The 26,479-nt window shown below is 69.9% G+C and carries 22 protein-coding genes; 7 read left to right on the top strand and 15 right to left on the bottom strand.

Features of this window, described 5'->3' with window-relative positions; genetic code table 11:
• Positions 1-3: 3 nt before the first annotated feature.
• From ACIA03_RS19150 to benA, 4 genes are all read right to left on the bottom strand, one after another.
• Positions 4-1,296, bottom strand: coding sequence for an MFS transporter (locus ACIA03_RS19150; protein ID WP_396985361.1), 1,293 nt, complete (start codon positions 1,294-1,296; stop codon positions 4-6).
• Between the two features lie 71 nt (positions 1,297-1,367).
• Entirely contained in the window at positions 1,368-4,079 is a 2,712-nt protein-coding gene (gene benC, locus ACIA03_RS19145) for a benzoate 1,2-dioxygenase electron transfer component BenC (RefSeq protein WP_396985359.1), read from the bottom strand.
• Positions 4,080-4,088: 9 nt separating this feature from the next.
• A complete protein-coding gene (gene benB, locus ACIA03_RS19140; protein ID WP_396985357.1) occupies positions 4,089-4,616 on the bottom strand; it encodes a benzoate 1,2-dioxygenase small subunit in 528 nt (175 codons plus the stop codon).
• Positions 4,617-4,618: 2 nt separating this feature from the next.
• Positions 4,619-5,986, bottom strand: a complete 1,368-nt coding sequence (benA, locus tag ACIA03_RS19135) for a benzoate 1,2-dioxygenase large subunit (protein ID WP_396985355.1) — start codon at positions 5,984-5,986, stop codon at positions 4,619-4,621.
• Positions 5,987-6,179: 193 nt separating this feature from the next.
• On the opposite strand from benA, the gene ACIA03_RS19130 reads away from it, so the two are divergent.
• Genes ACIA03_RS19130 through catC form a run of 4 tightly spaced genes read left to right on the top strand, consistent with a single transcriptional unit; the run spans position 6,180 to position 9,383 of the window.
• Positions 6,180-7,091 carry a LysR substrate-binding domain-containing protein gene (locus ACIA03_RS19130; protein ID WP_141795387.1) on the top strand — a complete coding sequence of 304 codons (912 nt, stop codon included), beginning with the start codon at positions 6,180-6,182 and terminating at the stop codon, positions 7,089-7,091.
• Positions 7,088-8,191, top strand: a complete 1,104-nt coding sequence (locus ACIA03_RS19125) for a mandelate racemase/muconate lactonizing enzyme family protein (protein ID WP_396985352.1) — start codon at positions 7,088-7,090, stop codon at positions 8,189-8,191. Before ACIA03_RS19130 ends, ACIA03_RS19125 begins: the two co-directional genes overlap by 4 nt.
• Positions 8,192-8,229: 38 nt before the next feature.
• Positions 8,230-9,105, top strand: coding sequence for a catechol 1,2-dioxygenase (gene catA, locus ACIA03_RS19120; RefSeq protein ID WP_396985350.1), 876 nt, complete (start codon positions 8,230-8,232; stop codon positions 9,103-9,105).
• On the top strand, positions 9,105-9,383 hold the full coding sequence (gene catC / locus ACIA03_RS19115; RefSeq protein WP_396985348.1) for a muconolactone Delta-isomerase: 279 nt from the start codon (positions 9,105-9,107) through the stop codon (positions 9,381-9,383). Before catA ends, catC begins: the two co-directional genes overlap by 1 nt.
• Here the strand turns inward: catC and yicI are convergent, their stop codons facing one another.
• The 5 genes from yicI to ACIA03_RS19090 all read right to left on the bottom strand — a co-directional run bounded on the left by yicI (position 9,384) and on the right by ACIA03_RS19090 (position 16,044).
• Entirely contained in the window at positions 9,384-11,639 is a 2,256-nt protein-coding gene (gene yicI, locus ACIA03_RS19110) for an alpha-xylosidase (protein ID WP_396985346.1), read from the bottom strand.
• Positions 11,640-11,652: 13 nt separating this feature from the next.
• Complete coding sequence (locus ACIA03_RS19105) at positions 11,653-12,489, bottom strand: carbohydrate ABC transporter permease (RefSeq protein WP_396985344.1); 837 nt, start codon at positions 12,487-12,489, stop codon at positions 11,653-11,655.
• Entirely contained in the window at positions 12,486-13,397 is a 912-nt protein-coding gene (locus ACIA03_RS19100) for a carbohydrate ABC transporter permease (RefSeq protein WP_396985341.1), read from the bottom strand. Before ACIA03_RS19100 ends, ACIA03_RS19105 begins: the two co-directional genes overlap by 4 nt.
• 3 nt (positions 13,398-13,400) lie before the next feature.
• Entirely contained in the window at positions 13,401-14,723 is a 1,323-nt protein-coding gene (locus ACIA03_RS19095) for an ABC transporter substrate-binding protein (RefSeq protein ID WP_396985339.1), read from the bottom strand.
• Positions 14,724-14,877: 154 nt separating this feature from the next.
• Positions 14,878-16,044 (bottom strand): ROK family protein, encoded by a 1,167-nt coding sequence (locus ACIA03_RS19090; protein ID WP_396985337.1) that lies wholly within the window; start codon positions 16,042-16,044, stop codon positions 14,878-14,880.
• Positions 16,045-16,294: 250 nt separating this feature from the next.
• Between ACIA03_RS19090 and ACIA03_RS19085 the strand changes: the two genes are divergently transcribed.
• On the top strand, positions 16,295-17,002 hold the full coding sequence (locus tag ACIA03_RS19085) for a dienelactone hydrolase family protein (protein ID WP_396985335.1): 708 nt from the start codon (positions 16,295-16,297) through the stop codon (positions 17,000-17,002).
• A gap of 122 nt (positions 17,003-17,124) precedes the next feature.
• Positions 17,125-18,165, top strand: a complete 1,041-nt coding sequence (locus ACIA03_RS19080; protein WP_396985333.1) for an isopenicillin N synthase family dioxygenase — start codon at positions 17,125-17,127, stop codon at positions 18,163-18,165.
• Here ACIA03_RS19080 and ACIA03_RS19075 read toward each other — a convergent pair.
• From ACIA03_RS19075 to ACIA03_RS19050, 6 genes are read right to left on the bottom strand one after another with little or no spacing between them, the layout of a single operon-like run.
• Positions 18,149-20,221 carry an MMPL family transporter gene (locus ACIA03_RS19075; protein ID WP_396985331.1) on the bottom strand — a complete coding sequence of 691 codons (2,073 nt, stop codon included), beginning with the start codon at positions 20,219-20,221 and terminating at the stop codon, positions 18,149-18,151. The two genes, ACIA03_RS19080 and ACIA03_RS19075, sit on opposite strands and share 17 nt — an antisense overlap.
• Positions 20,222-20,272: 51 nt before the next feature.
• Positions 20,273-21,292, bottom strand: coding sequence for an SDR family NAD(P)-dependent oxidoreductase (locus ACIA03_RS19070; protein ID WP_396985329.1), 1,020 nt, complete (start codon positions 21,290-21,292; stop codon positions 20,273-20,275).
• A complete protein-coding gene (locus ACIA03_RS19065) occupies positions 21,289-22,629 on the bottom strand; it encodes a cryptochrome/photolyase family protein (protein WP_396985326.1) in 1,341 nt (446 codons plus the stop codon). The genes ACIA03_RS19070 and ACIA03_RS19065 overlap by 4 nt, the downstream gene beginning before the upstream one ends.
• Positions 22,626-23,894: a class I SAM-dependent methyltransferase gene (locus ACIA03_RS19060; protein WP_396985323.1), complete on the bottom strand. Its 1,269-nt coding sequence runs from the start codon at positions 23,892-23,894 to the stop codon at positions 22,626-22,628. The genes ACIA03_RS19065 and ACIA03_RS19060 overlap by 4 nt, the downstream gene beginning before the upstream one ends.
• Positions 23,891-24,646, bottom strand: a complete 756-nt coding sequence (locus ACIA03_RS19055) for a DUF1365 domain-containing protein (protein WP_396985321.1) — start codon at positions 24,644-24,646, stop codon at positions 23,891-23,893. Before ACIA03_RS19055 ends, ACIA03_RS19060 begins: the two co-directional genes overlap by 4 nt.
• The gene (locus ACIA03_RS19050; protein ID WP_396985319.1) at positions 24,643-25,911 is read right to left on the bottom strand and encodes an NAD(P)/FAD-dependent oxidoreductase; all 1,269 of its coding nucleotides are present in this window, start codon (positions 25,909-25,911) and stop codon (positions 24,643-24,645) included. The genes ACIA03_RS19055 and ACIA03_RS19050 overlap by 4 nt, the downstream gene beginning before the upstream one ends.
• Before the next feature lie 125 nt (positions 25,912-26,036).
• Here ACIA03_RS19050 and ACIA03_RS19045 point away from each other — a divergent pair, with 125 nt between their 5' ends.
• Entirely contained in the window at positions 26,037-26,474 is a 438-nt protein-coding gene (locus ACIA03_RS19045) for an SRPBCC family protein (protein ID WP_396985317.1), read from the top strand.
• The last annotated feature ends 5 nt before the right edge of the window (positions 26,475-26,479 follow it).

Here is a 26,479-nt window from a genome sequence, read left to right as displayed (position 1 = left end):
CTCTCAGACCGTCAGGCCGTCGTCGAGCGCCAGGTTCGCCACGGGCTCCTGCGGGGACCTCGGCACCGCCACGGCCACGACGGCACCCAGCAGCGCGACACCGGCGAAGATCTGGAAGGCGGTCGTGCTGCCGACCCCGGCGGCGACCAGGGCCCCACCGATGATCGGCCCGGCGATCCCGCCCAGCCGGCCGAAACCGGCACACCAGGCGACGCCCGCACCGCGGGCCCGGGTCGGGTAGTAGTTGGCCACGAACCCGTAGATGAGCACCTGGGTGCCGATCGTGCCGACGCCGGCGATCGCCACCGCCACGAACAGGACGCCGACCGGCAGCCCGAGGGGCAGCAGCACGAGCATCAGGCTGGCGAGCACGAAGGTGGTCGCGACCACTGGCTTGGCGCCGGTCCGGTCGGCGACGTACGAGGCGAGCAGGCCGCCGACGATGGCGCCGCCGTTGAGCACGAGCAGGAAGGTGAGGGCGTACGCCTTGCCGTAGCCGTTGTCCTCCATGATCTTCGGCAGCCAGGTGTTGAGGCCGTAGGTCAGCAGCAGGCCCGAGAAGCTCATCAGGCCGAGCACCAGGGTCGGGAAGACGAGCGGGCGGCGCGCCAGGGCGCTGAAGCCGACCGCCTCCTGGGCGGTGCTGGTCGCCGCGACCCGGCCGCGGGAGTCGAGCCACAGCTGCGACTCGGGCAGCTTCGCGATCGCGAACGGGAGCAGCAGGATCAGCGGGCTGGCCCCGATCATCATCAGGATCCGCCAGTGGGAGCCGCTCGGGTCGATGATCAGGGCCATGACCGAGGCGCTCACGCCACCGGCGGGGATACCGCTGTACACGATCGCGTTCAGCCGGTTCTTCCGCTCCGGCGGCGCGAACTCGGCGACCAGGGCACCGACGGTCGCCAGGATCGCGCCCAGCCCGATCCCGGTGAGGAAGCGGAGGATGCCGAAGACGGCGATCGACTGGGCGAAGGCGGTCGCGGCCATCCCGAGCGAGAACCAGGTGATGCTGGCGAGCACGACCTTCCGGCGGCCGATCCGGTCGCTGACCGCGCCGGCGCTCAGGGCGCCGACGAGCACGCCGACGAGGGCATAGCTGCCCAGCGTGCCCGCCTGCCCCGCGGAGAGCTGCCCGATCTGCCCGGGGTCGGCCATCAGGGTCGGCAGCACCGTGCCGTAGACCACGAGGTCGTAGCCGTCGAACATCAGGGCCAGCGCGGAGAGCGCGACGACCCAGGTGAGCTGACGCCCGGTGGCCCGGGCTCTTTCGTCGGTGTTTTCGGTGTTGTCGGGCATGGGTGATCTCCATGGGTGACGCGAGCGCGCTCGCGAAAGGGGGAACGGCCCCGAGAGAGGAACCTGGTGGCTCAGCCGAGGTCACCGCCGGCGACGGGAAGGACCGTGCCGGTGATGTAGGAGGCCTCCTCGGAGGCGAGGAAGCAGATCGCGGCGGCCTGCTCGTCGAGCGTGCCGTAGCGGTGCATCAGCGAGGTCTCGAGGGTCTGGTCGATATGGGCCTGGAACCACGCCTGCTCGGTCTCCGTCCGGGGTGTTGGTGTGCCCCGGGAGATCCGGCGTGGCGGAGCCTCCGTACCTCCCGGGGCCGTCGCGGTGACTCGGATGCCATCGGCAGCGTACTCGAGCGCGAGCGAGGCCGTGATCGCGTTGATCCCGCCCTTCGCGGCCGAGTACGGGATCCGGTGGATGCCGCGGGTCGCAGCCGAGGAGACGTTGACGATGACGCCGCGGCCACGCTCGACCATGCTCGGCAGCGCGGCCCGGCAGGCGTAGAGCGTGGTCATCAGCGAGCGGGTGATCTCGGCGTCGATCTGCTCCGCGGTGAACTCGGTGAACGGCTTGAAGTTGATCGCGCCGCCGACGTTGTTGATGAGCACGTCGATCCGGCCGTACGTCTCGTGTGCCCGTGCCACCAGCGCGGCCGCGCCCTCGTAGTGCTCGAGGTCGCACTCGACCGCGGTCGCTTCCGTGCCCTGGCCGGTGAGGTCGGTGGCGACCTCGGCGACCAGCGGCGAGCGGTCGGCGAGGACGACCTTGCCGCCCTCGGCGGCCACCCGGCGGGCGACCTGCGCGCCGATGCCCTGGGCCGCCCCGGTGACCACCACGACCTGCCCGGCGAACCGTCCGGGGGTGATGAACCGCGGCCTGGTGGTCGCGGCGGCCGTCTCGGCCATCGCGCGCCGCATCGTCTCCTTGGACCGCTCGCTGTGGGCCGTGATCAGCTCTCGGGCGGCCGGGCGGTCGCCGCGCTCGAACGCCTCGACGATGTCGAGGTGGTCCTGGGTGCACTGCGGGTGGCACCAGGTGGCGTTGCGCAGCACGTCCTCCATCCGGCCCCTGACCCCGAGCGCCTGGTAGGCCGCCAGCAGGTGGCTGTTGCCGGTGAGGGTGAACAGGTAGTCGTGGAAGGCCGCGTTCGACTCGGTGTAGCCGTGGGCGTCGAGGAAGCGGTCGCCGTCGACGTACGGGAGGGTCGACTCGGCGAGCAGCCGGTAGCCGGCCAGCTGCTGGGAGTCGAGCCGCCCGATGGTCAGGTCGAGCGCCCCCACCTCCAGTGCCGCCCGAGCCTCGAAGATCGCGTCGGACGCGGAGATGTCCGGGTGCTCCTCGCCGATCGTGTAGCCGTCCTCGGTGGTCGAGGCGTCACCCGCGTCGGCCGAGGCGTCAGCGCGGTCGGCCGAGGCGTCAGCGCGGTCGGCCGAGGCGTCAGGTACGTCGGTCGAGAGGTCATCGCGGGCCGGGAACACCTCCCGGCCACCGATCCGGCGGGCGTCACCGATCACGGCCAGGCCCTCGTCCTCGGCGACCACACCGCCGGCCCCGCCGAGCGCGGCCGGCGCGACCAGCTGGCCGGCGATGCGGCGTACGACATCACCGTCGTCGCGCGCTACGGCGGCCGATCCAGCGGGTCCGAGGTCGAGCGCGGGCAGCATCTCCTGGCCGGCGAGGGCACGCGCCTCCGGATGCGTCTCCAGCTCGCCACGTACAGGTGACGCCTCGACCGACGGGGCTGACGTCTCGGCAGGAGCGGGGACGGCGAGGGCGAACTTCTCGTAGTAGAACCCGGTGGGCTCGAGGCCGGCATCGGCGACATGGGTACGCACCGCCTCGACCATCGGCGGCGGGCCGCACAGGTAGATCGCGACGTCGCCGTCGTGCAGGTCCTCCTCGCCGATCAGGCTCATCACGTAGCCCTTGTTGGCGGCGGTCGAGGCGGGGTCGGAGACGCAGTGGTCCCAGGTGAACCCGGGCAGCCGCGAGACCAGCTCGCCGACCTCGTCGAGCTTGACCAGGTCGTCGTCGGTACTGACGCCGTAGACTAGCCGGCCGCCGCGGTCGCAGCCGTCGACCTCGAGCTGGCGCAGCATCGAGAGGACGGGCGCGAGCCCGGTGCCACCGGCCAGCATGAGCACCGGCCGGCGCGCCTCGCGCAGGAAGAAGGAGCCGTTCGGCCCGGTGAAGGTGACCTCGTCACCGACGGCGGCCCGTTCGGTCAGCCAGGTCGACATCGCGCCGCCGTCGGTCAGCTTGACCAGGAAGACGAGCCGCTCCTCGTGCGGGGCGTTCGCGAAGGAGTACGACCGGGTCACCTCGGTGCCGGGCACCGCGATGTTGACGTACTGCCCCGGCAGGAAGGCCAGCTCGCCGCGGTTGGGGATGTCGATGGCGAGCTCGACCGTGGTCGGGCTCAGCCGGTCCAGTGCGACGACGGTGCCGGTGTAGCTCGCGGCGCCGGTCTTGGCGACCTCGGAGGTGGTGGCGATCTGCAGCGCGAGGTCCGAGCGTGGCTTCATCGAGCACGGCAGGGCGTACCCCTCGGCGGCCTCCGCCGCCGACAGCGCGTCCTCGATGTAGGTGCCGCCGTCGTACTCCCCCGACTCGCACAGCGCCTTGCACGTCCCGCACGCCCCGTCACGGCAGTCCAGCGGGATGTTGATCCGCTGCCGGTAGGACGCGTCGGCGACGGTCTGGTCCTCGCGGACGGTGATGAACCGGGTCACCCCGTCCTCGAAGGAGAGGGCCACCTGATGGGTCGCGACCTCGGTCTCGATTGCAGTCATGGGTGAGCCTCAGACGTGGTAGATGTCGACGACGTGGTGGATGTAGTCGTTCTTCAGCACCACGGTCTTGCGGCGGATCAGCGGCTGCTCGCCTGCGAAGTCGAGGGTGTAGAACGACGTGCCGTAGTAGGGGTCGACGGTCTTGTAGCGGAAGTACATGGTGTGCCAGTTGAAGCGCACGTCGACCAGGTCGCCGCGGCGCTCGATCACCTCGACGTTGCTGATGTTGTGCGACGTACGCGGCTCCGGCAGCGAGGTGGCCGAGGACCGCTCCGTACGGATCCGGAAGACGCGGTCCTCCAGGCCACCCTTGTTGGGGTAGTAGATGAGCGACATCTCGGTCTGCGGGTCCTCGGTGAGGAGGTCGGCGTCGTCCCAGCAGGGCATCCAGTAGACGACGTCGTCGGCGTAGCACTCGAGCCACTTCTCGAACTCGCGGTCGTCGAGGAAGCGCGCCTCGCGGTAGAGGAACTGCTCGATGGAGTTCTGCGTGATCAGCTTCGCCCCGGTCGCGGTGTTCTGCTGCGTGATCGTCATGGTCACTCGCCCTTCTCGTTCGCGATGGCCGTACGCATCTGCTCGGCCCACTGGGCGTGCATGACCGGGTAGAGGCCCTCGTCCTCGTTCTTCGCGCCGGCCGAGATCACGCCCGGCATCTCCAGCGCCTCGGCGACCTCGTCGGGTCCGGTGAGCCAGTGCTCGGCGCCACGGCTCATGTCGTTCCACGGCGCCGCGGAGGCCTGGTACGTCACGTAGCAGGACCGGAACTCCTCCAGGTCGTCGGGCGTGGCCATGCCGGAGGCGTTGAAGAAGTCCTCGTACTGCCGGATCCGCCAGGCCCGCGACTCCGGGCTCTCGCCCTTCGGGGCGATGCAGTAGATGGTGACCTCGGTCTTGTCGACCGAGATCGGGCGGAAGTGCCGGATCTGGGTCGAGAACTGGTCCATCAGATACACGTTCGGGTAGAGCAGCAGGTTGCGGGAGCCCTTGACCATGAACTCGCCCTTGGCCTCGCCGAACCTCTCCTTGAGCGTGTCCATCTGGTCCCACAGCGGCCGGTCGGCGGGGTTGGCCGCCCAGGTCCACAGGCACAGGTGGCCGTTCGGGTAGGACCAGTAGCCACCACCCGCCTTGCCCCAGCTGCCCGCGTCGACCGTCTTGGTGGTGTTCTTCGACTCGCCGGTGTTGCGGCGCGAGGTGGTGGCGGCGTAGTTCCAGTGGGTGGCGGTGACGTGGTAGCCGTCGGCGCCGTTCTCCGCCTGGACCTTCCAGTTGCCGTCGTAGGTGTAGGTCGAGGCGCCGCGCAGCACCTCGAGCCCGTCGGGCGACTGGTCGACGAGCATGTCGATCACCTTCACGGTGTCGCCGAGGTGCTCCTCGAGCGGCAGGACGTCCTCGTTGAGCGAGCCGAACAGGAAGCCGCGGTAGCTGTCGAAGCGAGCCACGTGGGTGAGGTTGTGCGAGCCTTCCGTGTTGAAGCTCTCCGGGTAGCCCGCGTCGTCGGGGTCCTTGACCTTGAGCAAGGTGCCGTCGTTGCGGAACGTCCAACCGTGGAACGGGCAGGTCAGCGTCATCCGGTTGTCGGTCTTGCGGCGGCACAGCATCGCGCCACGGTGGGCGCACGCGTTGATCATGCAGTGCAGCTCGCCGTCCTTGTCGCGGGTGATCATCACCGGCTGCCGCCCGATGTAGGTGGTGAAGTAGTCGCCGGGGTTCGGCACCTGGCTCTCGTGGGCGAGGTAGATCCAGTTGCCCTCGAAGATGTGCTTCATCTCCAGCTCGAAGATCTCCTCGTCGGTGAAGATCCGGCGGTTGGCGCGGTAGATCCCGGCCTCGCGATCCTCGACCACGGCGTCCGCCAGGACGTTCTCGATGTGGCCCAGGCTCTCGGTGAGCGGTGCGGTCATGTGATGCCTCCAACGGGTGACGGTGACCACACCTTCGCAAGGCAGTGGCGGTCGTCACACCAGGCGAATGCCCAGTTCCGACCTAGGCATCTATTGATCATTCAGATCAATCAATCCGCGGCAGTTTCGTCCTTGTTGTTTATCTATCGCCGTCCTAGTGTGGCGGTCGTCACCACCTTCTGAGGAGCGCTTCATGGAGCTACGCCACCTGCGGTACTTCGCCGCCGTCGCCGAGACCTGCCACTTCGGCCAGGCCGCGGCGCAGCTGCACATCGCCCAGCCGGCGCTCTCCCAGGCGATCCGCCAGCTCGAGTCCGAGCTCGATGTCACCCTGTTCACCCGGACGACCCGCCAGGTCTCCCTCACCCCGGCCGGCGAGTTCCTGCGCACCGAGGCCGCGCGGGTGCTGGCCGCCATCGACGACAGCGTCCGAGGCGTACGCCGCATCGGGGCCGGCCGCCACGGCCTGGTCCGCCTCGGCCTGACCGGCACCGCGTCCTTCTCGCACCTGCCCGGCATCGCCCGGGTAGTCAAGCGCGAGCTGCCCGAGGTGGCGCTGGAGATCCACGCCGACCTGCTCACGCCGGCCCAGTGCGAGCGGCTGCAGAGCGGGGCGCTCGACCTCGGCGTGCTGCGGCCGCCGGCCGTCGGCGAGGGGCTGACCCTGCGCACCCTCGAGGTCGAGCCGCTCGCGCTCGCCATCCCCGTCGACCACCGGCTCGCGGTCGAGCCGGTCGTGGCGATGGCCGATCTGCGCACCGAGCCGTTCATCGCCTACAGCGCCCGCGACTCGGCGGTCAACGAGGCCGTCCTGCGCAGCTGCCGCGAGGCCGGGTTCGTGCCGCGCCGCGAGCACGAGGCGCCGAGCACCGCGGTCCTGCTGGCGCTGGTCGCCGCCGGCCTCGGCGTCGCGATCGTCCCCGCGTCGGTCCGGGCTCTTCCGCTGGAGGGCGTGGTCTTCCGCGACCTGCTCGACGCGGGCAGCGTCGAGCTCGCGCTCGCCTACCGCACCGACGACGACAACCCCGTCGTCGACGCCGTCATCGAGATCCTCGAGGCCGCAGACCTGTTCACCGCACCCCGTCTGGAAGCTCCCCGGTCATGAAGATCACCAAGGTCGAGGCGATCCCGTTCGCCATCCCCTACCGCAAGCCGCTGCGCTTCGCCTCCGGCGAGGTCCACACCGCCCAGCACGTGCTCGTCCGGGTCCACACCGACGACGGTGTCGTGGGCATCGCCGAGGCACCGCCGCGACCGTTCACCTACGGCGAGACCCAGGACGGGATCATCGCCGTCATCGACCAGCTCTTCGCCCCGCAGCTCGCCGGGCTCACGCTGCTCGAGCGGGAGACCGCCCGCGTCCTGATGGAGCGCACCGTCGGCAACCCGACCGCCAAGGCCGCCGTCGACATGGCGATGTGGGACGCCCTCGGCAAGACCCTCGACCTGCGGGTCGTCGACCTGCTCGGTGCCTTCACCGACCGGATGCGGGTCTCGCACATGCTCGGCTTCGACGGGCCCGAGGCGATGGTCGCCGAGGCGGAGCGGATGCGGGAGACGTACGGGATCTCGACGTTCAAGGTGAAGGTCGGCCGCTCCCCCATCGAGCTCGACACCGCCGTCGTCCGTGCCCTGCGCGAGCGGTTCGGCACCGAGATCGAGCTGTACGTCGACGGCAACCGCGGCTGGACCGCGGCTGAGTCCGCCCGCGCGATGAAGCAGATGGCCGACCTGGACCTGCTCTTCGCCGAGGAGCTCAACCCGGCCGACGACGTGCTCGGGCGCCGCTGGCTGGTCAGCCAGCTGGACGTGCCGTTCATCGCCGACGAGTCGGTCCCGACGGCCGCCGACGTGACCCGCGAGGTGCTCGGTGGCTCCGCGACCGCGATCAGCATCAAGACCGCGCGCACCGGCTTCACCGGGTCGCAGCAGGTGCTCCATCTCGCCGAGGGCCTCGGGCTGGAGGTCGTGATGGGCAACCAGATCGACGGCCAGCTCGGCAGCGCCTGCTCGGTCGCCTTCGGCGCGGCCCACCGGCTCACTTCCCGCCGGGCCGGTGAGCTCTCCAACTTCCTCGACATGGCCGATGACCTGCTCACCGAGCCGCTCGAGATCCGCGACGGCGAGCTCGCCGTACGTCCTGGTGCCGGCCTCGGGGTCGAGATCGATGCCGAGAAGCTCGATCACTACCGCACCGACAACTGAACACCAGACCCCACACCGCAACACGAGAGGACACACCCATGACCACCGACCAGACCCTCGAGTCCGCCGAGGCCGCCACCGCGGCCGCCTCGGGCGCCTCCGCCACCGAGCGGTTCGCGGCCGACAAGTCGCCCTTCGAGGCCGTGAAGGACACCCCGCCGGAGCGCGTCGATCGGCTCGCCAAGCGCGTGCTCGAGGCCGTGTACGACACGATCCGCGAGGAGAAGGTCAGCTACGACGAGTACAACGCGCTGAAGGCGTGGCTGATCCAGGTCGGCAAGGACGGCGAGTGGCCGCTCTTCCTCGACGTCTGGGTCGAGCACGAGATCGAGAAGGTCGCCACCGAGCACCGCGAGGGCAACAAGGGCACCATCGAGGGCCCCTACTACGTCCCCGCCGCTCCGGAGCAGGGTGCGAACGGCACCATCCCGATGCGCGAGGGCGAGGCCGGCACCCCGCTGACCTGGACCGGCACGATCACCTCCACCGACGGCACCCCGCTCGACGGCGCCAAGGTCGAGCTGTGGCACGCCGACGCCGACGGCTTCTACTCACAGTTCGCTCCCGGCATCCCGGAGTGGAACCTGCGCGGCAGCTTCACCGTCGGGGCCGACGGCGCCTTCGAGATCCACACGATCCAGCCGGCGCCCTACCAGATCCCGACCGACGGCTCCTGCGGCAAGCTCATCGCCGCCGCCGGCTGGCACGCCTGGCGTCCGGCGCACCTGCACGTCAAGGTGTCGGCCCCGGGCCACGAGCTCCTCACCGCCCAGCTCTACTTCCCCGGTGACGAGCACAACGACGACGACATCGCCTCGGCGGTCAAGCCCGAGCTGGTGCTCGCGCCCGTCGCCAACGAGGACGGCTCCGTCAACGTCGACTACGGCTTCGTGCTCGACCCGGTTCGCGGCTGATGCTCTACCACGTACGCATGGACGTCCGGATCCCGCACGACCTGGATCCGGACGTCCGCGACGACACGATCGCCCGCGAGAAGGCCTACGCCCAGGAGCTCCAGCGCGCCGGGAAGTGGCCCCACCTGTGGCGGATCGCCGGGGAGTACGCCAACTTCTCGGTCTTCGACGTCGAGTCCCACGACGAGCTGCACCAGATCCTCTCCGACCTGCCGCTGTTCCCCTACATGGACGTCCAGGTCATCCCGCTGGCCAAGCACCCCTCCAAGGTGGACTGACTACTCCCCCACCGTCTCCACCCGCCACGGAGCGGTCGCGCTGGTCGTCACCTCAGGCTGCCCGTCGGCCCCCATCACCACGTCGTACGTCGCCGAGGCCTCGTCCGGGGTGACCACCTCGACCACGCGCCGCTCACCGGCCTCGAGCCCGGGGAAGACCCGCAGCTCGAGGCCGTCGAGGTAGTCGTAGTCGGGCCGGTCGGTGCGGGCGCCGACCGGCACGACCGCCCCGGAGCGTACGTAGAGCGGGAGGGTGTCGAAGTCGTGCTGCTCGCGGCGCCAGCCACCACCCTCGACCACCCGGCCGGTCCACCAGTCGGTCCACCGGCCCGGTGGCAGGTAGAGGTCGACGGAGCCGTCGGGCGAGAACACCGGCGCGACGAGGAGGTCCGGACCGAGCAGGTACTCCCGGTCGACGTACGCAGCCCCCGGATCGTCGGGGAAGGCCAGGGCCAGCGGTCGCATCATCGGGACACCCCGCGCGCTCGCGGTCAGGCCGGCGGCGTACAGGTAGGGCATCAGGGAGAGCTTGAGCTCGGTGAACCGTCGGGTCACTGCGACCGCGCTCTGCGGCGACTCGTCGACCGCGCCGGTCACCGGGTCCTCGTCGAAGGTCCACGGCACCCGGTACGAGCCGCTGCCGTGCAGCCGCGAGTGGCTGGAGAGCAACCCGAACGCGGTCCAGCGCTTGAACACCCCGGCGTCCGGCGTGCCCTCGAACCCGCCGATGTCATGGCTCCAGAAGCCGAACCCGCTCATCGCCAGAGAGAGCCCGCCGCGCAGCGTCTCGGCCATCGACTCGTAGGTCGAGGTCGAGTCGCCGCCCCAGTGCACCGGCAGCCGCTGGCCACCGACGGTGGCGGAGCGGGCGAAGAGCACCGCCTCCCCTTCGCCGCGCTGCTCGACCAGGACGTCGTGGACGGCCTGGTTGTAGAGCTGGGTGTACCAGTTGTGCATCTGCACGGGATCGGAGCCGTCGTGGTAGACGACATCAGTCGGGATGCGCTCGCCGAAGTCGGTCTTGAAGCAGTCGACACCCTGCTCGACGAGCCGGCGCAGCTTCGACTGGAACCACCTGGTGGCATCGGGGTTGGTGAAGTCCACCAGGCCCATCCCGGCCTGCCACCTGTCCCACTGCCAGACCTCGCCGTTCTCCCTCCGCAGCAGGTAGCCCAGCTCGGCGGCCTCGTCGAAGAGCGGCGAGCGCTGCCCGATGTAGGGGTTGATCCAGACGCACACCCGCAGGTCACGCTCGGCATGGAGCCGGTCGAGCATGCCCTCGGGGTCGGGGAACGTACGCGGGTCCCACTCGAAGTCGCACCAGTTGAACTCGCGCATCCAGAAGCAGTCGAAGTGGAAGACCGACAGCGGCAGCCGGCGCTTCGCCATCGCGTCCAGGAACCCGGTGACGGTGTCCTCGTCGTAGTCGGTGGTGAAGCTGGTGGAGAGCCACAGGCCGTAGCTCCACGCCGGGACCTTCGCCGGCCGCCCGACGAGCGCGGTGTAGCGCTCGAGGATCTCCTCCGGCGTCGGGCCGTAGATGATGAAGTAGTCCAGGCTCTCGCCCGGCACCGAGAACTGCACCTCCTCGACCGACTCGCTGCCGACCTCGAACGAGACCTTCCCGGAGTGGTTGACCAGCACCCCGTAGCCGCGGTTGGTGAGGTAGAACGGCACATTCTTGTACGCCTGGTCGCTGGAGGTGCCGCCGTCGGCGTTCCACACGTCCACGGCCTGCCCGTTCTTGACCAACGGGCCGAACCGCTCACCGAGCCCGTAGACGAGCTCGCCGACGCCGAGGGCCAGCTGCTCGTGGACGTACGTCTCCCCTGCGGTGACGGCATAGCCGACCGAGCGCTCGCCGCTGCGGGTCAGCACCTTGCCGTCTGCCTCGAACCGGAGGTCCCAGGGCGCCCCGGCGGTGACGGTGGCCTGCAGCGGACCGCTGCGCAGCACCCCGCCCGCCTCGCTGGTGCTGACCTCCGCCACACCCTCCTCGGCGCCGAGCAGGTCGAACCCGCGAGGCTTGCGGGCTCCGCGCAGGTGCTCGATGCGTACGCCGATGATCCCCTCCAGCGGTGAGCTGAGGGTGACCGTCAGCGTCGGCCGGTTGAGCGTGTCGCCACGGGACTCGATGACCTTGGTCGGCGCGGTGACGACCAGCCGGTCCTCGGTCGCGTCGATGTCGTAGGCCTCCTTGGCGTAGAGCATCTCCACCCCGGGCAGGGTGCGCCAGAAACCATCGGTGAACTTCACGAGCGAGCCTTTCTCACTTGACCGCACCTGCGGTGACACCGCGGGTGAGCGTGCGCTGGAAGATGAGGAAGAAGACGAGGGTGGGGATCAGGCCGAGCAGGGCCGAGGCGCTCGTGGTGGTGACGTCCATCAGCTTCTCGCCCTGGAGCGCGGCCACCGCGAGCGGCACCGTCTGCTTGTCGTTGCTGACCAGGAAGGTCGTCGGGATCAGGAACTCGTTCCAGGTCCAGATGAAGAAGAAGATCAGCAGCACCGACAGCGTCTGCCACGAGACCGGGACGACCACCTGCCACAGCGCGCGCCACCGGCCGGCGCCGTCCATCGCGGCCGCCTCCAGCAGCTCGCGAGGGAACCCGCTGTAGACGCTGGTGAGCAGGTAGGTGCCGAACGCGCTCTGGATGACGGTGAAGATGATGATCACCGACCACTGGCTGTCGTAGAGCCCGACCGCCTTCGACATGTTGTAGAGCGGGTAGAGGAGCGCCTCCTGCGGCAGCATGTTGGCCAGCAGGAAGACCACCAGCAGCGGCAGCCGGCCCCGCGCCCGGCCGATGCCGAGGGCGTAGGCGTTGAAGAGCGAGACCAGCACCCCGAGCACCGACACCATCGCGGAGATGAAGATGCTGTTCCACAGCTTCACGGGGAAGTCGGAGGCCTCCCAGAACCTGGCCAGGCCGTCGAAGTAGAGATGCGACGGCAGCTGCAGCGGACCACCCTGGTTGTAGTCGTCGGGCGACTTGAACGAGTTGAGCAGGATCAGCAGCAGCGGGGCCACCACGACCAGCGCCCCGAGCACGGCGACGCCCAGCAGCAACCAGTCCAGCGGCCGGCGCTTTCTCGACATGCTCATCGGGCCTCCTCGGCCTGTTCGACGCGGCGCTGGGCGACCAGGAAGACCATGGCCACGGCGACGATCACCACGGTCAGCGCGGTCGCGATCGTGGCGCCATAGCCCACTTGCGTACGCTGGAAGAACTCGCTGTAGGCGTAGTAGCTCGGCACGGTCGTGGAGGTGCCCGGACCGCCGCGGGTCAGCGCGTAGACCGGAGCGAAGACCTTCAGCGCCGCGATCGTGCAGGTCAGGGCGACCACGAAGATCTCCGGACGGATCACCGCGACCGTGATCGCACGGAAGCGATGCCACCAGTTGGCCCCGTCGAGCTCGGCCGCCTCGTAGAGCTCGGGGTCGACCCGCGCGAGCGCCGCCATGAAGACCACCACCGGATAGCCGATCTGCACCCAGATCAGCACCGCCATGATCGTGGGCAGCGCCCAGGTCGGGTCGCCGAGCCAGTTCTGCTTGGCGCCGTCGAGGCCGACGGCGCCCAGGACCGAGTTGAGGGCGCCGTCATCGGGTCGCGCGATCCAGCCGATGACGATGGCCGCGACGACGATCGGGATGATCTGCGGGATGTAGTAGGTGGCCCGCAGAAAGCTGGCCACCCTCCCGCCGAACCGCTTCCCGACCAGGTCGAACAGCACCGAGGCGATGAGCAGGCCCAGCAGCGTCGGCACCACGACCATCGCCACGATCATGGCGATGCTGTTGCGGAACGACGTCCAGAACTTGGCGTCGGCGAAGAGCTGCTGCCAGTTCTCCAGCCCGATCCACTGCGGCGGGAGGATGCCGCGGTAGGAGGTGAAGCTGTAGTAGATGTTCATGCCCAACGGGACGATCACGATCGCTGTCACCAGCAGCAGCCCCGGCAGGAGATACCACCAGTAGCCCGCCGGCTGCTGGACCTTCGTGGTGCTCACCGGTCAGGATCCGCCGGTGATGCTGTCGACGCCGTCCTGGTAGAGCCCGCCGAGCTCCTTGTCGACCTCGTCCGGGTCCTTGGTGCCGTTGAGCAGCTCTTGCAGACCCGCGTTGAGCTCGTCGTAGAACGTCGGGGACGGCCAGTCCGGGTAGAAGGCCAGCCCGTCCTGGTCGGTCAGGGTGTTGAAGTTGGCGATGAGCTGCTTGCTCTTCTCGTCGGTGATCGCCTCGGGGTCGGAGGCCACCGGCACGCCGCCGTGGTTGCCCATCAGGTTCTGGATCTTCGGGCTCATGGTGATGTCGATGAACTTGTAGGCGAGGTCCTTCTCCTTCGCCTTGGTCGGCACGACCCACAGGTTGCCGGAGGAGCCGGGCGACATCTTCGCGCCGGGGAAGAGCCCGGTGCTCCAGTCGAACTTCGCCTCCTCGACGAACCGGCCGTACCACCAGCTGCCGGAGAAGAACATCGGCGCCTTGCCGTTGATGAAGTTGACCCCGGCGTCCTCGGCCTTGAGACCGGTGGCGCTCTTGGAGATGTAGCCCTTCGCCGTCCAGTCCTTGATGGTCTCGGTGGCGTAACTGATCTCGGGGCCGGAGAAGTCGACCTTGTCGGTGTAGGTCTGGTAGGCGTCGACCCAGTCACGGTCGGCCTTCATCAGGGCGAGCTGATACCAGAGCTGGCCGAGCGGGTATTCCGCGGCCGACTCGGCCAACGGCGTGATGCCCTTGGCCTCGAACGCGGCCATCGCCTGCTCGAGCTCCTCGAAGGTGGTCGGCACCTTCACGCCGTTCTTCTTGAAGAGGTCCTCGTTGTAGTAGAACTCGACGTACTCGCCGTAGTTCGGGATGCCGTAGTAGCCGCCCGAGCCCATGACGCCCTTGCTGTCGTACCTCGTGGTGGTCTGCAGGCTCGGGGCGAGCTTGTCGTCCCACTTGTAGGCCTTGACGGCGCCGTCGAGGTTGGTCAGCAGCCCCTGGCTGGCGAGCAGGCCGGCGGTGGCGTTGCCCTTGTTGTACTCCATGACGTCGGGCGCCTTGTCGGAGTTGAGCACCTGGCTGGCCGTGGTGCGGATCTGCTCGAAGGACTTGGCCTCGAACTCGACCTTCGCGCCGGTCTCCTTCTCGAACTCCTCGATCGCGGCCTTCCAGGCCACACCCATCGCGCTGGTGTCGTTCTCGTAGTGCCACAGGGTGAGCGTGTGGCCCTTGCCGTCCACCGTGGTGTCGACGTCGCTGCTCGTGCTGCCGCCCGAGCTGCCGCAGGCGCTCATGATCAGCGTCCCGGCCAGCACGGCCGCACCGAGCACAAGTCTGGTGCTGCGCATGGCGTACCTCCTCCTCTGGCGTGCCTCGGTGCACCGCCAGCATTTGTTCTCGACATGAACATAATGGAGCGGTGAATGTGGCGCAAGCCACAAACCTCCAGAATCTTGGGAGATTCCGGAGGTTTGTACGTCGCCCGCAGAGGCGCCGGCCGCCTCAGGTCGCGGCCAGGAAGCCGGCCGGGTCGGCGAGCAGCTCGGACCAGACCAGCTCGGCGGCCCCGATCATCAGCTGCTCCTCCCCCAGGGCCGCGTCCCACACCTCGACGCCCTCACGTATGGCGGCGACCGCGTCGCCGACGAGGTCGACAGGCGCGGCGTCGTGCAGCGCGGCAAGGAAACCGGAGAGCACGACCGCCCGTGGGTTGAGGACGTTGACGGCGTTGCGCACCGCGACCGCGAGCAGGCCCGCCTTCTCCTCGACCAGGGCGGCGAGCGAGCGGTCCGGGTCGTCAGCCAGACGCTCGCCGAGCCGCTCGCCGAGGCGTCCGGCATCGGCGTCGTCGAGGCCGACGGCAGCGAGCAGGGTCGCCTGGTCGACCTCGGCCTCGAGGCAGCCGGCGGCGCCGCAGTGGCACTGTTTCCCGCCCGGTCGCACGACGGTGTGGCCGAACTCGCCGGCGTAGCCCGCGGCGCCGGTCAGCAGCTGTCCAGCCATCACCGCACCGCCACCGACACCGCTCGCTCCGCCGATCAGATAGACCAGGTCAGCGACGCCTTTCCCGGCACCGAAGCGACTCTCGGCACGCATCGCGAGAGTGGCCGCATTGGCCGCCCAGGACCGCACTCCGGTGGCCTTGGCAACCTCGTCGACGATGGGCACCTCGCTCCAGCCGAGATGGGTGGCCTGCCGCACGACGCCGTCGTCGAGGCGGACCTGACCGGGGATCGCGAGGCCGAGGCCGAGCACCCGCGCCGGGTCGCCGGCGAGCATGCCCCTGACCGTGGCCGCGGCCAGGCCGACGACGGTCGCCACCTCGGTGTCGGGGGTCTCGATGCGCACGTGCTTGACGACTCGCCCGCCCAGCCCGACCAGGCCGACGTGCACCGCGTCGACCTCGGGGTTGACCGCGACCGCGACAACGTCCTCGGCGAGCCTGACCACCCCGCTGGGCCGGCCCGCGCCACCGCTGAGCGCCGTCGGCGTCGACTCCGTGACCAACCCCAGCTTGACCAGGTCGGCGACGACCCCGGCCATCGTGGACCGGCTGAGCCCGACCTCCCGGGTCAGCTCGGCCCGCGACCGCGCACCCCCCTCATGGAGCACAGTCAGCACCCGGGAGAGATTTCGCCGACGCAGATGCTCCGTGGTCTGGCTCGTCATGAAGCGACACTAACATTGAGAGCTATTTTGTTGTCGTTTCGAACAAAGTGACCCGAAACGACCCAGGAAAGCCGGCGTTTGACCGTAGGGCGCCCGAGACCACGGCTTCGTCCTCGACCCGGTTCGCGGCTGATGCTCTGCCACGTACGCCTTGCCGTCCAGATCACCCCGCTGGCCAAGCACCCGTCCAAGGTGGATTGATCGCACCTCGGGCGCTCGACCTGCAAGGATGGGCGCCCGAGGTGATGAGATGTCGATGATCGACTATGCGGCCCCCGCAGGGATGACGCGTGGCTATCTGTCGGTGCCCGAAGGCGACGGCCCCTGGCCCGGGGTGGTGGTCGTCCAGGACATCATGGGCATGACCACGGACATCCAGCGGATCGGCGACCGGATCGCCGCCAACGGCTACCTGGCGCTGACACCGGCGCTCTACCATCGCGGCCCGAAGGTCGGGTGCGTCGTCAGCGCGATGAGGTCGCTGGTGACCGGCAAGGGCACCGCGGTCGACGACATCATCGCGGCGCGCGACCACCTCGTCGCCGATCCTCGCTGCACCGGCAAGGTCGGCATCGTCGGCTTCTGCATGGGCGGCGGCTTCACGCTCCTGCTGGCCCCGCGCGGAATCTTCGACGCCGCCGCACCCAACTACGGCGTGCTGCCGCGGAGCCTGTCCGCGCTGAGCTCCTCGTGCCCGATGGTCGCGACCTACGGCGCCAATGACGTTCTCCTGCCCAACGCCGCGGCCAAGGTCGAGGCGGCGCTCGCCAAGGGCGACGTGCCCCGCGACGTCAAGGAGTACCCCGAGGTCGGGCACAGCTTCATGAACGACTGGGGCTTCCCCACCCCGGCGCCCACGCTGGAGCGGGTGGTCGGCTTCAACTACTCCGAACCCGAGGCCGAGGATGCCTGGCGACGCATCTTCGCCTTCTTCGGCGAGCACCTCGGCCCGAAATAGCGCGGAAACCTCGACGCTCTACGGTGGTGGGGCCCGAGTTCAACGGACAGCAAGGCCTCCAGGCCGGGAAAGCGGACACCTCCGGGCACGACCAACCGTCTGCCCCTGCAAGGAGAGCACCCGTGAGCAAATTCCACGTCCCCGCCGTCGACATCGCTGCGTACGTCCAGGGCGGAACGCCCGAGGAGAAGGCGGCCGTCGCGGCCGCGATCGACACCGCCTGCCGCGAGGTGGGCTTCATCCAGATCCTCGGCCACGGCGTCGCGCCGGCGCTGGCCGACGGGCTGGCCTCGGCCATGGACGACTTCTTCGCGCTGACGCCGGCGGAGAAGAGCCGGTGGCGCCGCCCGGCCGCCGAGAACCGCGGCTACACCCCGCCGAAGTCCGAGGCGCTCGCGCTCAGCGCCGGCGTGCAGTCCGAGACCCGGATGAAGGACTTCTTCGAGGCGTTCAACGTCGGCTCCTCGGTCTCCGACCACCCCGGTGCCGACCTCGTCGAGGCGCACTACGCGGAGAACACCTGGCCGGCGGTCCCGGACTTCCAGGGCCGCATCGACGCCTGGCGTTCCGAGGCCGCCCGGGTCGCGCGCACCATGGTCACCATCTTCGAGGACGCGCTCGGCCTGGAGCGCGACACCATCTCTCGTCTCGCGACGCACCCGATCGAGGTCCTGCGGATGAACAACTACGCCCTGCCCGAGGGCACCCGGGTCGAGGTCGACGAGGACATGATCGGGATGGGCGAGCACACCGACTACGGCATCGTCACGATCCTGTGGGCCGACCGGGTCAGGGGCCTCCAGGTCCTCCACGGCGGCGAGTGGCACGACGTCAGCCCGGCCGAGGGGGCGCTGCTGATCAACCTCGGCGACCTCACCACCAGGCTGACCAACGAGCAGTGGCTCTCGACCCTGCACCGGGTCAAGCCGCCGATCGTCGACGGCACCATCCAGCGACGCCGGTCGGCTGCGTACTTCTTCGACGGCGACGCCGAGGCGACGATCGGCCCGCTGCCGGCGTTCGTCGACGACGAGCATCCCCGCCTCTACCGCGACGTCACCGTCGACGAGCACATCGCCGCCAAGCTCGCGGGCTCTCGCGCCGGAGTCCTCAACGCCACCGCCGGCCGCGAGGCGGACCGCGTGCTCACCGCGGGCTACTGACCGACGCCTCCTCGGTGCGCCGGCGGGCGATCGCCGCCGGCCACCAGATCCGGTCGCCGACCAGCGCGAAGACGGCCGGTACGACCACGGTGCGGACCAGGAACGTGTCGAGCAGGATGCCGAGGCCCACGATCAGCCCCACCTGGGTCAGCGTGATCAGGGGCAGCACGCCGAGCACCGCGAACACCGAGGCCAGCACGATGCCGGCGCTGGTGATGACCCCACCGGTCAGCCCGACCGCCATCACCATCGCATCGACGGTGTCGTGCTCGGCAGCCTCCTCCCGGGCACGCAGGACGAGGAACACCGTGTAGTCGATGCCGAGCGCCACCAGGAACAGGAAGGCGTAGATCGGGGTGCTCACGTCGAGCGCGGGGAACCCGAAGACGTGAGTGCTCATCCAGGCGCCCAGGCCGAGAGCCGCCAGCGTGGCGATCACGCTGATGGTGACGAGCACCAACGGCGTCACGATCGACCGCAGCACCGCGAAGAGCACCAGCAGCACCACCAGCAGGATCAACGGCACGATCACCTCGAGATCACGCTCCGCGCCGTTGCGGCTGTCGAGGTCCTTGGCCACGCTGCCGCCGACGAGCGCTCCGGACCCGGCCAGCTCGCTGCGCATCGTCTCGATCGTCTCGATGCTCTCCGGGGTGGCCGGCGCGGCGTCGAGCGTCGCGGTGATCTTCACCAGGTCACCGCTCTCGCCCGACGGGCGCGCGCTGTCGACCCCTTCGATCCTGTTGATCTGCGCAAGCACGGCGTCGGCCTCGTCGGCTCCGACCACGATCGTCACCGGATCGGAGGAACCGGGCGGGAAGTGCTTCGAGAGTGTCTCCAGACCGTCGACGGACTCGGCCTGGACACGGAACTGGTCCGTCTGCGACAGCCCGACCTTGACGCCCAGGAGGCCGGACGCGAGTACGCCGAGGATCACCGCGGCCACGGCCAGAACCACGCCCGGGCGGCTCACGACGACGCGGGCGATCCGGAACCAGACGCCGTCGCGTGATGCCTTGTCGTCACCGTCGCGGGGAACGAACGGCCAGAACAGGCCGCGACCGAACAACGACAGCGCGGCGGGCAGGGCGAAGAGCGCGAACAGCAGCGCCACCAAGAGGCCGATGGCCGCCGAGATCCCCAGCGACCGGCTGTTGGGAGCGACGCTGAGCACGAGCACCAGCAGCGCGAGCACGACGGTGAGGTTGCTGGCCACGATCGCCTCGCCGGAACCACGCACCGCGGCGGCGAGGGCATCGCGGTGATGCGCGTGCCGCCGGAGCTCCTCGCGGTAGCGCGAGACCAGCAGCAGCGCGTAGTTCGTGCCGGCGCCGAAGACCAGCACACTGGTGATCCCCGACGTCGAGCCGTCGAGACCGCTACCCGTCCAGTCGGCGACGATCTGGGTCACCACCGCGGCCGTGCGATCGGCCACCGCGACGACGACCAGGGGCACGAGCCACAGCACCGGCGAGCGGTAGGTCAGGATCAGCAGCAGGGCGACGACCGCCGCCGTGACGAGAAGCAGCCGCAGGTCAGCACCCTCGAACGCCGAGGAGATGTCGGCGGCGAAGGCGGCACCGCCGGTGAGCTGGACCGTGAGACCGTCGGGCCGGTCCTCGTCGACCGTCTCGCGCAGGTCGCCGACCAGCGCGGTGAGATCGAGCCCGGTCACATCGGCATCGACGTCGATGCCGACGATCAGGGCCTCGCCGTCCGTCGCCGGGATCGGCGGCGAGACCTTGTTCCCGGTGATCTCGGCCCAGCGCCGCGACACCTCGGCGACCCACGCCCGGTCGTCCGCGCTCAGGCCACCCGGACGCTCGACCACCGCGACCGCGGGCAGCACGTCTCCGCCCGGAAAGCTCTGCTGCAGCTCCGCCACCCGAGCCGACTCGGCGTCCGCCGGCAGCGGGTCGGGCGCCGAGCTGGTGGACCCGAGCGACGATCCGACGACCATCACCGCACCGGTGAGGATGACGGCGATCACCAGGACCACCCAGGCCGTGGCCCTGCTCGTGGTGATGTGTGCGAGACGTGCTAGCGCGGACCGCATGGTCGGGCCTTTCCGGGAGAGATGATCAATGCTTCGAAGGAGATATCGGCGCTACGGCCCGCTGAGGCCGGCTGCGGCCGCAGTCCAGCGCCACAGCTCCTCGGCCTCTCCGGGACCGGGACGCGTCGCCGACCGGTAGCTCGTGGGCCGCTGGCGGCGGTCGTGCCAGAACGTTCCCGACGGCGGGGCGGGGTCCGTGGACGCCAACCACACCGTCGTGTCCGCGCCCGCCTCCGGCGGGCGCAGCAGCGGTCGGCTCAGCGTACGGAAGACGGGCAGGGAGCTGGCCAGGCCCGGTGTGTCCGCCCAGCCGGGGTGCATGACGTAGGTGGAGACCAGGTGCGGCGACCATCGCCGGTCCAGGCGGGGCGCGAGCTCGACCTGCATACGCTTGGACCTCGCGTACGCCACCGCACCCTGGTAGTCGCCTCGGGTGAACTCCGGGTCGTCCACCGGGAGTCGCTGGGTGTACATCCCGCCCGAGGCGACGAGGATCACCCTCGCTCCGCGCTCCGAGCGGCGCAGGGCCGGCAGCAGCTCCTCGGTCAGCCGGATCGGCCCGAGCACATGGGTGGCGACGGACAGCTCGTGGCCGTCGACGGACTCGGTCCGCTCCGGCGGCATCACGCCGGCGTTGTGCACGAGCACGTCGAGACGGGCCCGGCCACCCTCACGCGCGCAGAACTCCTCGGCGAACGCGCCGACCGCGGCCGGGTCGGAGACGTCGCAGCGCTCGACCCGGAGGTCGGCGGACGACCCCTTCTCGCCCAGCTGCCGCTCGATCCGTGCGACCGCGGGCGCGGCGCGTTCGGGCGAGCGTACGAGGATGTGGACGCGCGCACCGAGCCGGGCCAGGCCCAGCACGGTGGCCTCGCCGAGTCCGCTCCCGCCACCGGTGACCACGGCGACCTGCCCTGCCAGTGCGCCGGGACGCGGGTCGTCCGCGGCCCAGCGACGGCGGCGGATCGCGTAGCCGAGGCGCGAGTAGCCGAGCAGGACCGTGCGGTCGAGCACGCGGTCGAGTCCCTGATCAGGCGCTGAGGTCTGCCTGACATGCCGCGGCGCGGTCATGACGTGGCCTCCTTCAGCTCTGTCAGCCGGGCCAGCGCCTCGCGACGCTCCTCGGCATGGTCGACGACGCGTTCCGGATAACCGTGGGCCATCCCCTCGGGGTGGCGCCACGGCTCGTGGGCCTCCGCCCCGGGGAGGTGGCGAAGCTCGGGCACCCAGCGCCGTACGTAGTCACCCTGCGGGTCGAACCGGAGCCCCTGGGTGACCGGGTTGAAGACGCGGAAGTAGGGTGCCGCGTCGGTTCCGGTCCCTGCCGCCCACTGCCAACCGTGGCTGTTGGAGGCCATATCGCCGTCGAGGAGATGCTCCATGAAGTGCCGGGCGCCGACCGCCCACCACATGTGCAGATCCTTGACCAGGAAGCTCGCGACGACCATCCGCACGCGGTTGTGCATCCAGCCCTCCGCGAGCAGCTGGCGCATCCCGGCGTCGACGAACGGATAGCCCGTGGTGCCCGACTTCCATGCCTCCAGCAGCTCGGGGTCCTCCTCGTAGCGCATCCCGTCGAGGCCTCCTCGCAGGTCCCGCCAGGCAGACCCGGGATCGTGCCAGAGGACGTCGGCGTAGAACTCGCGCCAGGCCAGCTCCGCGACGAAGCGCTCGACATCCTCACCTGAGGCGCCGGTGCCGTGCGCGTCCAGATCGGCGAGGAGCGTACGCGGGTGGATCTCGCCGTACTTCAACGCTGCCGAGAGGCGGCTGGTCCGGTCGAGGTCGGGTCGGTCCCGGGCCGTGGCATACCCGGCCAGGTCCTCGGCGCAGAAGTTCTCCCAGCGGTGGAGCGCAGCGCCCTCACCGGCCTCCTGGTCGGAGTGGGCCGGCAGCGGGTCCGACTCGACCTTCGTCATCCACTCGACCCGTGGATCGCCGGCGGCCGCCCGCCACCCGTGCTCGCGCCAGGCCCGCAGGAAGGGGGTGAAGACGCGATAGGGCGCTCCGGATGCGTTCCGGACCCTGCCCGGGGTGACCGCGTAGGGGCTGCCCGTGCCGACCAGCCCGACGCCCGCGGCCGCCAGGCGCCGTTCCGCGGCCGCGTCGCGTCGCCGGCCGTAGGGGGTCGTCTCGGTCGAGACGTGCACCCGGCTCGCTCCGGCCTCGGCGGCGACCTGGGCCACCACCTCGGCCGGGTCGCCCTGACGGATGACCAGCGCACCGTCCGTCTCCTCGCGCAGCGCGGCGAGCGAGGCCAGCAGCCGCTCCCACCTCCGCCGGGAGCCGGCCAGGCGTGGGTCGAGCACGAACAGCGGAACCACCTGCCCGTCGGCGGCCGCGGCCTGCAGGGCGGGATGGTCCCCCAGCCGAAGGTCTCGTCGGAACCACATCAGTGAGGTGGTCATGGACGGTCCCGTTCGTCGGCTTCCAGGCGGATCTGGGCGACGTCGAGAGCCCCGGCCCGGAAGCCCGCCTCGCAGTAGGCGAGGTAGAACTCCCAGGTGCGCCGGAACTCCTCGTCGAACTCCTCCGACCGTATCTGCGGCCACGAAGCCAGGAAGGCGGCGCGCCAGCGGCGCAGCGTCTCGGCGTAGTCGGCGCCGAACCTGTCGGTGCGGGTCACCCTCAGACCGACGCCGGTGGCCTGTTCGGAGATGACGGTCTCGGACGGGATGAGACCGCCCGGGAAGATGTGCTTCTGGATCCAGCCGTAGGAGCTGCGGGTCGCCAGGTAGCGCTGGTGCGGCATGAGGATCGCCTGCAGGGCGATGGCGCCGCCGGGGCGGACCAGCCGCGACAGGGCGGCGAAGTAGTCGGGCCAGTAGCGCTCCCCGACCGCCTCGATCATCTCGATGCTGGCCACCGCGTCGTACGTGCCGACGACGTGTCGGTAGTCCTGGACCAGCACCTCGACCCTGTCGCCGTATCCCGCGTGCTCGATCCGCTCCCTGGCGAGGGCCGCCTGCTCGACCGACAACGTCACCGTGGTGACTCTCGCGCCGCGACGGGCCGCCTCGATCGCGAGCGTCCCCCAGCCGGTGCCGATCTCGAGCAGCTCGTCACCGGCACCGACGCCCGCCATGTCCAGGGCAGCGTCGACCTTGCGCAGCTGGGCCTCCTCCAGATCCTGCCCGGCGACCGGACGCGCGTGGTCGAACAGGGCCGAGCTGTAGCTCAGGCTGGGGTCGAGGAACGCGGCGAACATGTCGTTGCCCAGGTCGTAGTGGGCGGAGATGTTCTCCTGGGTGTGCTCCACCGCGCCGTGCTGGTCGGCGGGAATCGGCTGGTCGACCAGACGGCGCAGCCGCAGCATCCAGCCCGGGAGCAGCCTGGAGAGGCGTACGGCGTAGGGCGTCAGCGCATCGGCGAGATCGGTGCCCTCAGCGGCGTGCCAGTCGCCCGCCGTGTAGGCCTCGCCGAGGCCGATCTTCGGGTTCTCCACGAGCCGGCGGAAGAGCGACTCCGGGCGGTGCAGGACGATGCCCGGCCTTCCCGCGGTGGGCGAGCCGGCACGACGGTTGAGCAGGCTGCCGTCAGGGAGCACTACGTCGACCGGGACCTGCCGGGTGGCCAGGCGCAGGATCTGCTTGGCGATGCCAGCTCGCAGGCTCTTGGTGGCGGCCGGCGCCCTGTGCGCCGGCAGGTCGAGCGTCACAGGCTCTGCGGTCATGATGTGGTCTCCTTCGGAGGGGCCGGACGAGGGAAGACGGGCAACCTGCGCAGCCACAGCCGGATCCCGTGGAACCGGATGAGGGCGCTGACCCGATGAGGCATCAGCAGATGGGAGAGACTCACCCGCAGCAGCGCACGCCGTGTCGCGGGCTCCGGTGTCCCACGGGTGGTCGCCGTCAGCACACGAACACCGTCGCGGTCGAGGCCGACGGTCACGGAGAGCTGTCCTGGATCGACCCGCAGCCGGATGTCATAGGTCCCGGCCATGTCGTTGAACGGCGAGACGTAGAAGGCCTTGTCGGTGCGGGCGTGCCCGTTTCGATCGATGTCGAGCAGATAGGCGTGGCGTTCGCCGTAGGTGTTGTGCACCTCGAAGACGACCGCGCGCAGCACACCGTCGTCCGACTGCACCCAGAAGACCGTGAGGGGGTCGAAGACATGACCCAGGACGCGGGCGTTCGCCAGCATCAGCACCCGGTCGGTCGGCGCGAGGTCGACGCCGCGACCGGCCAGGAACACACCGAGATCGCCACGTACGCCACGACCCGACGCGCCCCCGTCGAGATGGTCCTCGACCCGGAACCCGGCCAGCGGACGCAGCCACAGCGGGAGCCGAGGCGGATCGTCGACGTCGATGAGCCAGTGGTAGCTGCGGTGGCGGAATGCGTGCCGCAACGGCACCTCTCGGGTGTGGCTGACGTGACCGACGACCAGCGCCGGCACCTCGGGAAAGACCGGTGACGGGATCACCACGTCACCCCGAACGACTCGGCTGCCTCCACGCCGGAGCGGCAGCCGTCCTCGTGAAAGCCCCAGCCGAGATGGGCACCGGCGAAGGCCAGCCGCGGTCCACCGGCCGTACGCAGCCGCGCGGCCGCCGCGACCGCCTCGGTGGTGAAGACCGGGTGCTCGTAGCTCATCCGCGCGGTGACCGTGGCCGGATCGACATGCTCGGTCGCGTTGAGCGTCACCACGTGCTCGTCACGGTCCTCGAGGCCCTGGAGCCGGTTCATCCAGTAGCTGACGACCACCTTGTCGGCGCCACCGTCGCACGAGGCGAGGCGATAGTTCCACGACGCGCGGGCACGAGGCAGGTCCGGCAGCAGGGTGGCGTCGCGGTGCAACCAGGTCTCGTTGCGCGAGTATCGGATGGCGGCCAGGTCCGCCTTCTCCTCCGGGGTGGCGTCGACCAGCAGCCTCAGCGCCTGGTCCGCGTGGGTCGCCACGACCACGCGGTCGAAGTGCCGGGACCCGGCCCCGATGCGTACCTCGACACCATCGGCGTACCGCTCCACGGCGGTGACCGGCTCGCCGACCCGGATCTCGCCGAGCTGCTCCGCGATCCTGTCGACGTAGGTGCGGGAGCCGCCCACGACCGTGCGCCACGTGGGCGATCCGGTGACCTGGAGCATCCCGTGGTGGTCGAGGAAGGCGAAGAGATGCCTCGCCGGGTAGGCGGCGGCGTCCTCGTCGCCGCACGACCAGACGCACGAGACCAGCGGCACCGCGAAGTGCTGCACGAAGTAGTCGCTGAAGCCACCCTCGGCGAGGAACTGCCCCCACGTCAGGTCGTGGTCGGAGGCGAGCAGGCGACGCGCCCGGCGGTGGAAGCGGGGCACCTGCGCCAGCATGCGCACGAAACGCGGGTCGGCGATGCGACGCGGGTCGGCCAGGATGCCGCCCAGGCCTCGACCACCGGCGTACGACAGGCCACAGTCGTCGCAGACGATGCTCATGCTCATCTCGGTCGGCCTGGTCTCGACACCGAGCTCGCCGAACAGGCGGAGCAGGTTCGGATAGGTGCGCTCGTTCATCACGATGAAGCCGCTGTCCACGCGGAGAGCGGCTCCCGACGCGCTGGAGACGTCGTGCGTGTGGGCGTGACCACCGAGCCGCCGCTCGGCTTCGAAGAGCGTGACGTCGTGGGTGCGGCCGAGGAGGTGGGCCGCGGTCAGCCCGGAGACCCCGCCGCCGATTACGGCGACGGTGGGCCGGGTGTGGGTCGCTCGGCTCACGGGGGACTCCCTCTTCCGCAACGGGCATGACAGCGGCGCGCGCCGGTCGTGGTCTGGCTTGCGTCCGAGATCGAATGTACAATCCTTGTTCAAGGTCTGTCAAAGGTTTGGATAGGGGAACGATGATGCGAATCGATCGAACTGTGGAGACCTCCGCACCGAGGCCCGAGGTCTTCGACTTCCTGGCCGACTTCACCACCACCGAGCAGTGGGACCCGGGCACCGTGCGCACGGAGCACATCTCGGGCGACGGCGGGGTCGGGACGACGTACGCGAACACCTCCCGCTTCCTCGGGCGCACCACCGACCTGACCTATGTGGTGGAGACCTACGAGCCCGGTACCCGCCTCGTGCTACGTGGCGAGAACAAGACGGTCGTCGCCCATGACACGATGACCTTCGCGTCGACGGCCTCGGGCGGCACCTCTGTGCGCTACCTGGCCGAGTTCGAGATGAAAGGAATCGCCCGGATGGTGGCTCCCCTGCTGGCTCCCGCGTTCACCCGCCTGGGTGACGCCGCTTCTGCGCAGCTGCGCGCCACCCTGGACCGGCTGGACCGGTAAGCCGA

Source organism: Nocardioides sp. NPDC051685 (genome assembly GCF_044453405.1).
In the GTDB taxonomy this organism is placed as follows: domain Bacteria; phylum Actinomycetota; class Actinomycetes; order Propionibacteriales; family Nocardioidaceae; genus Nocardioides.
This window is presented reverse-complemented; position numbering and strand designations above follow the sequence as displayed.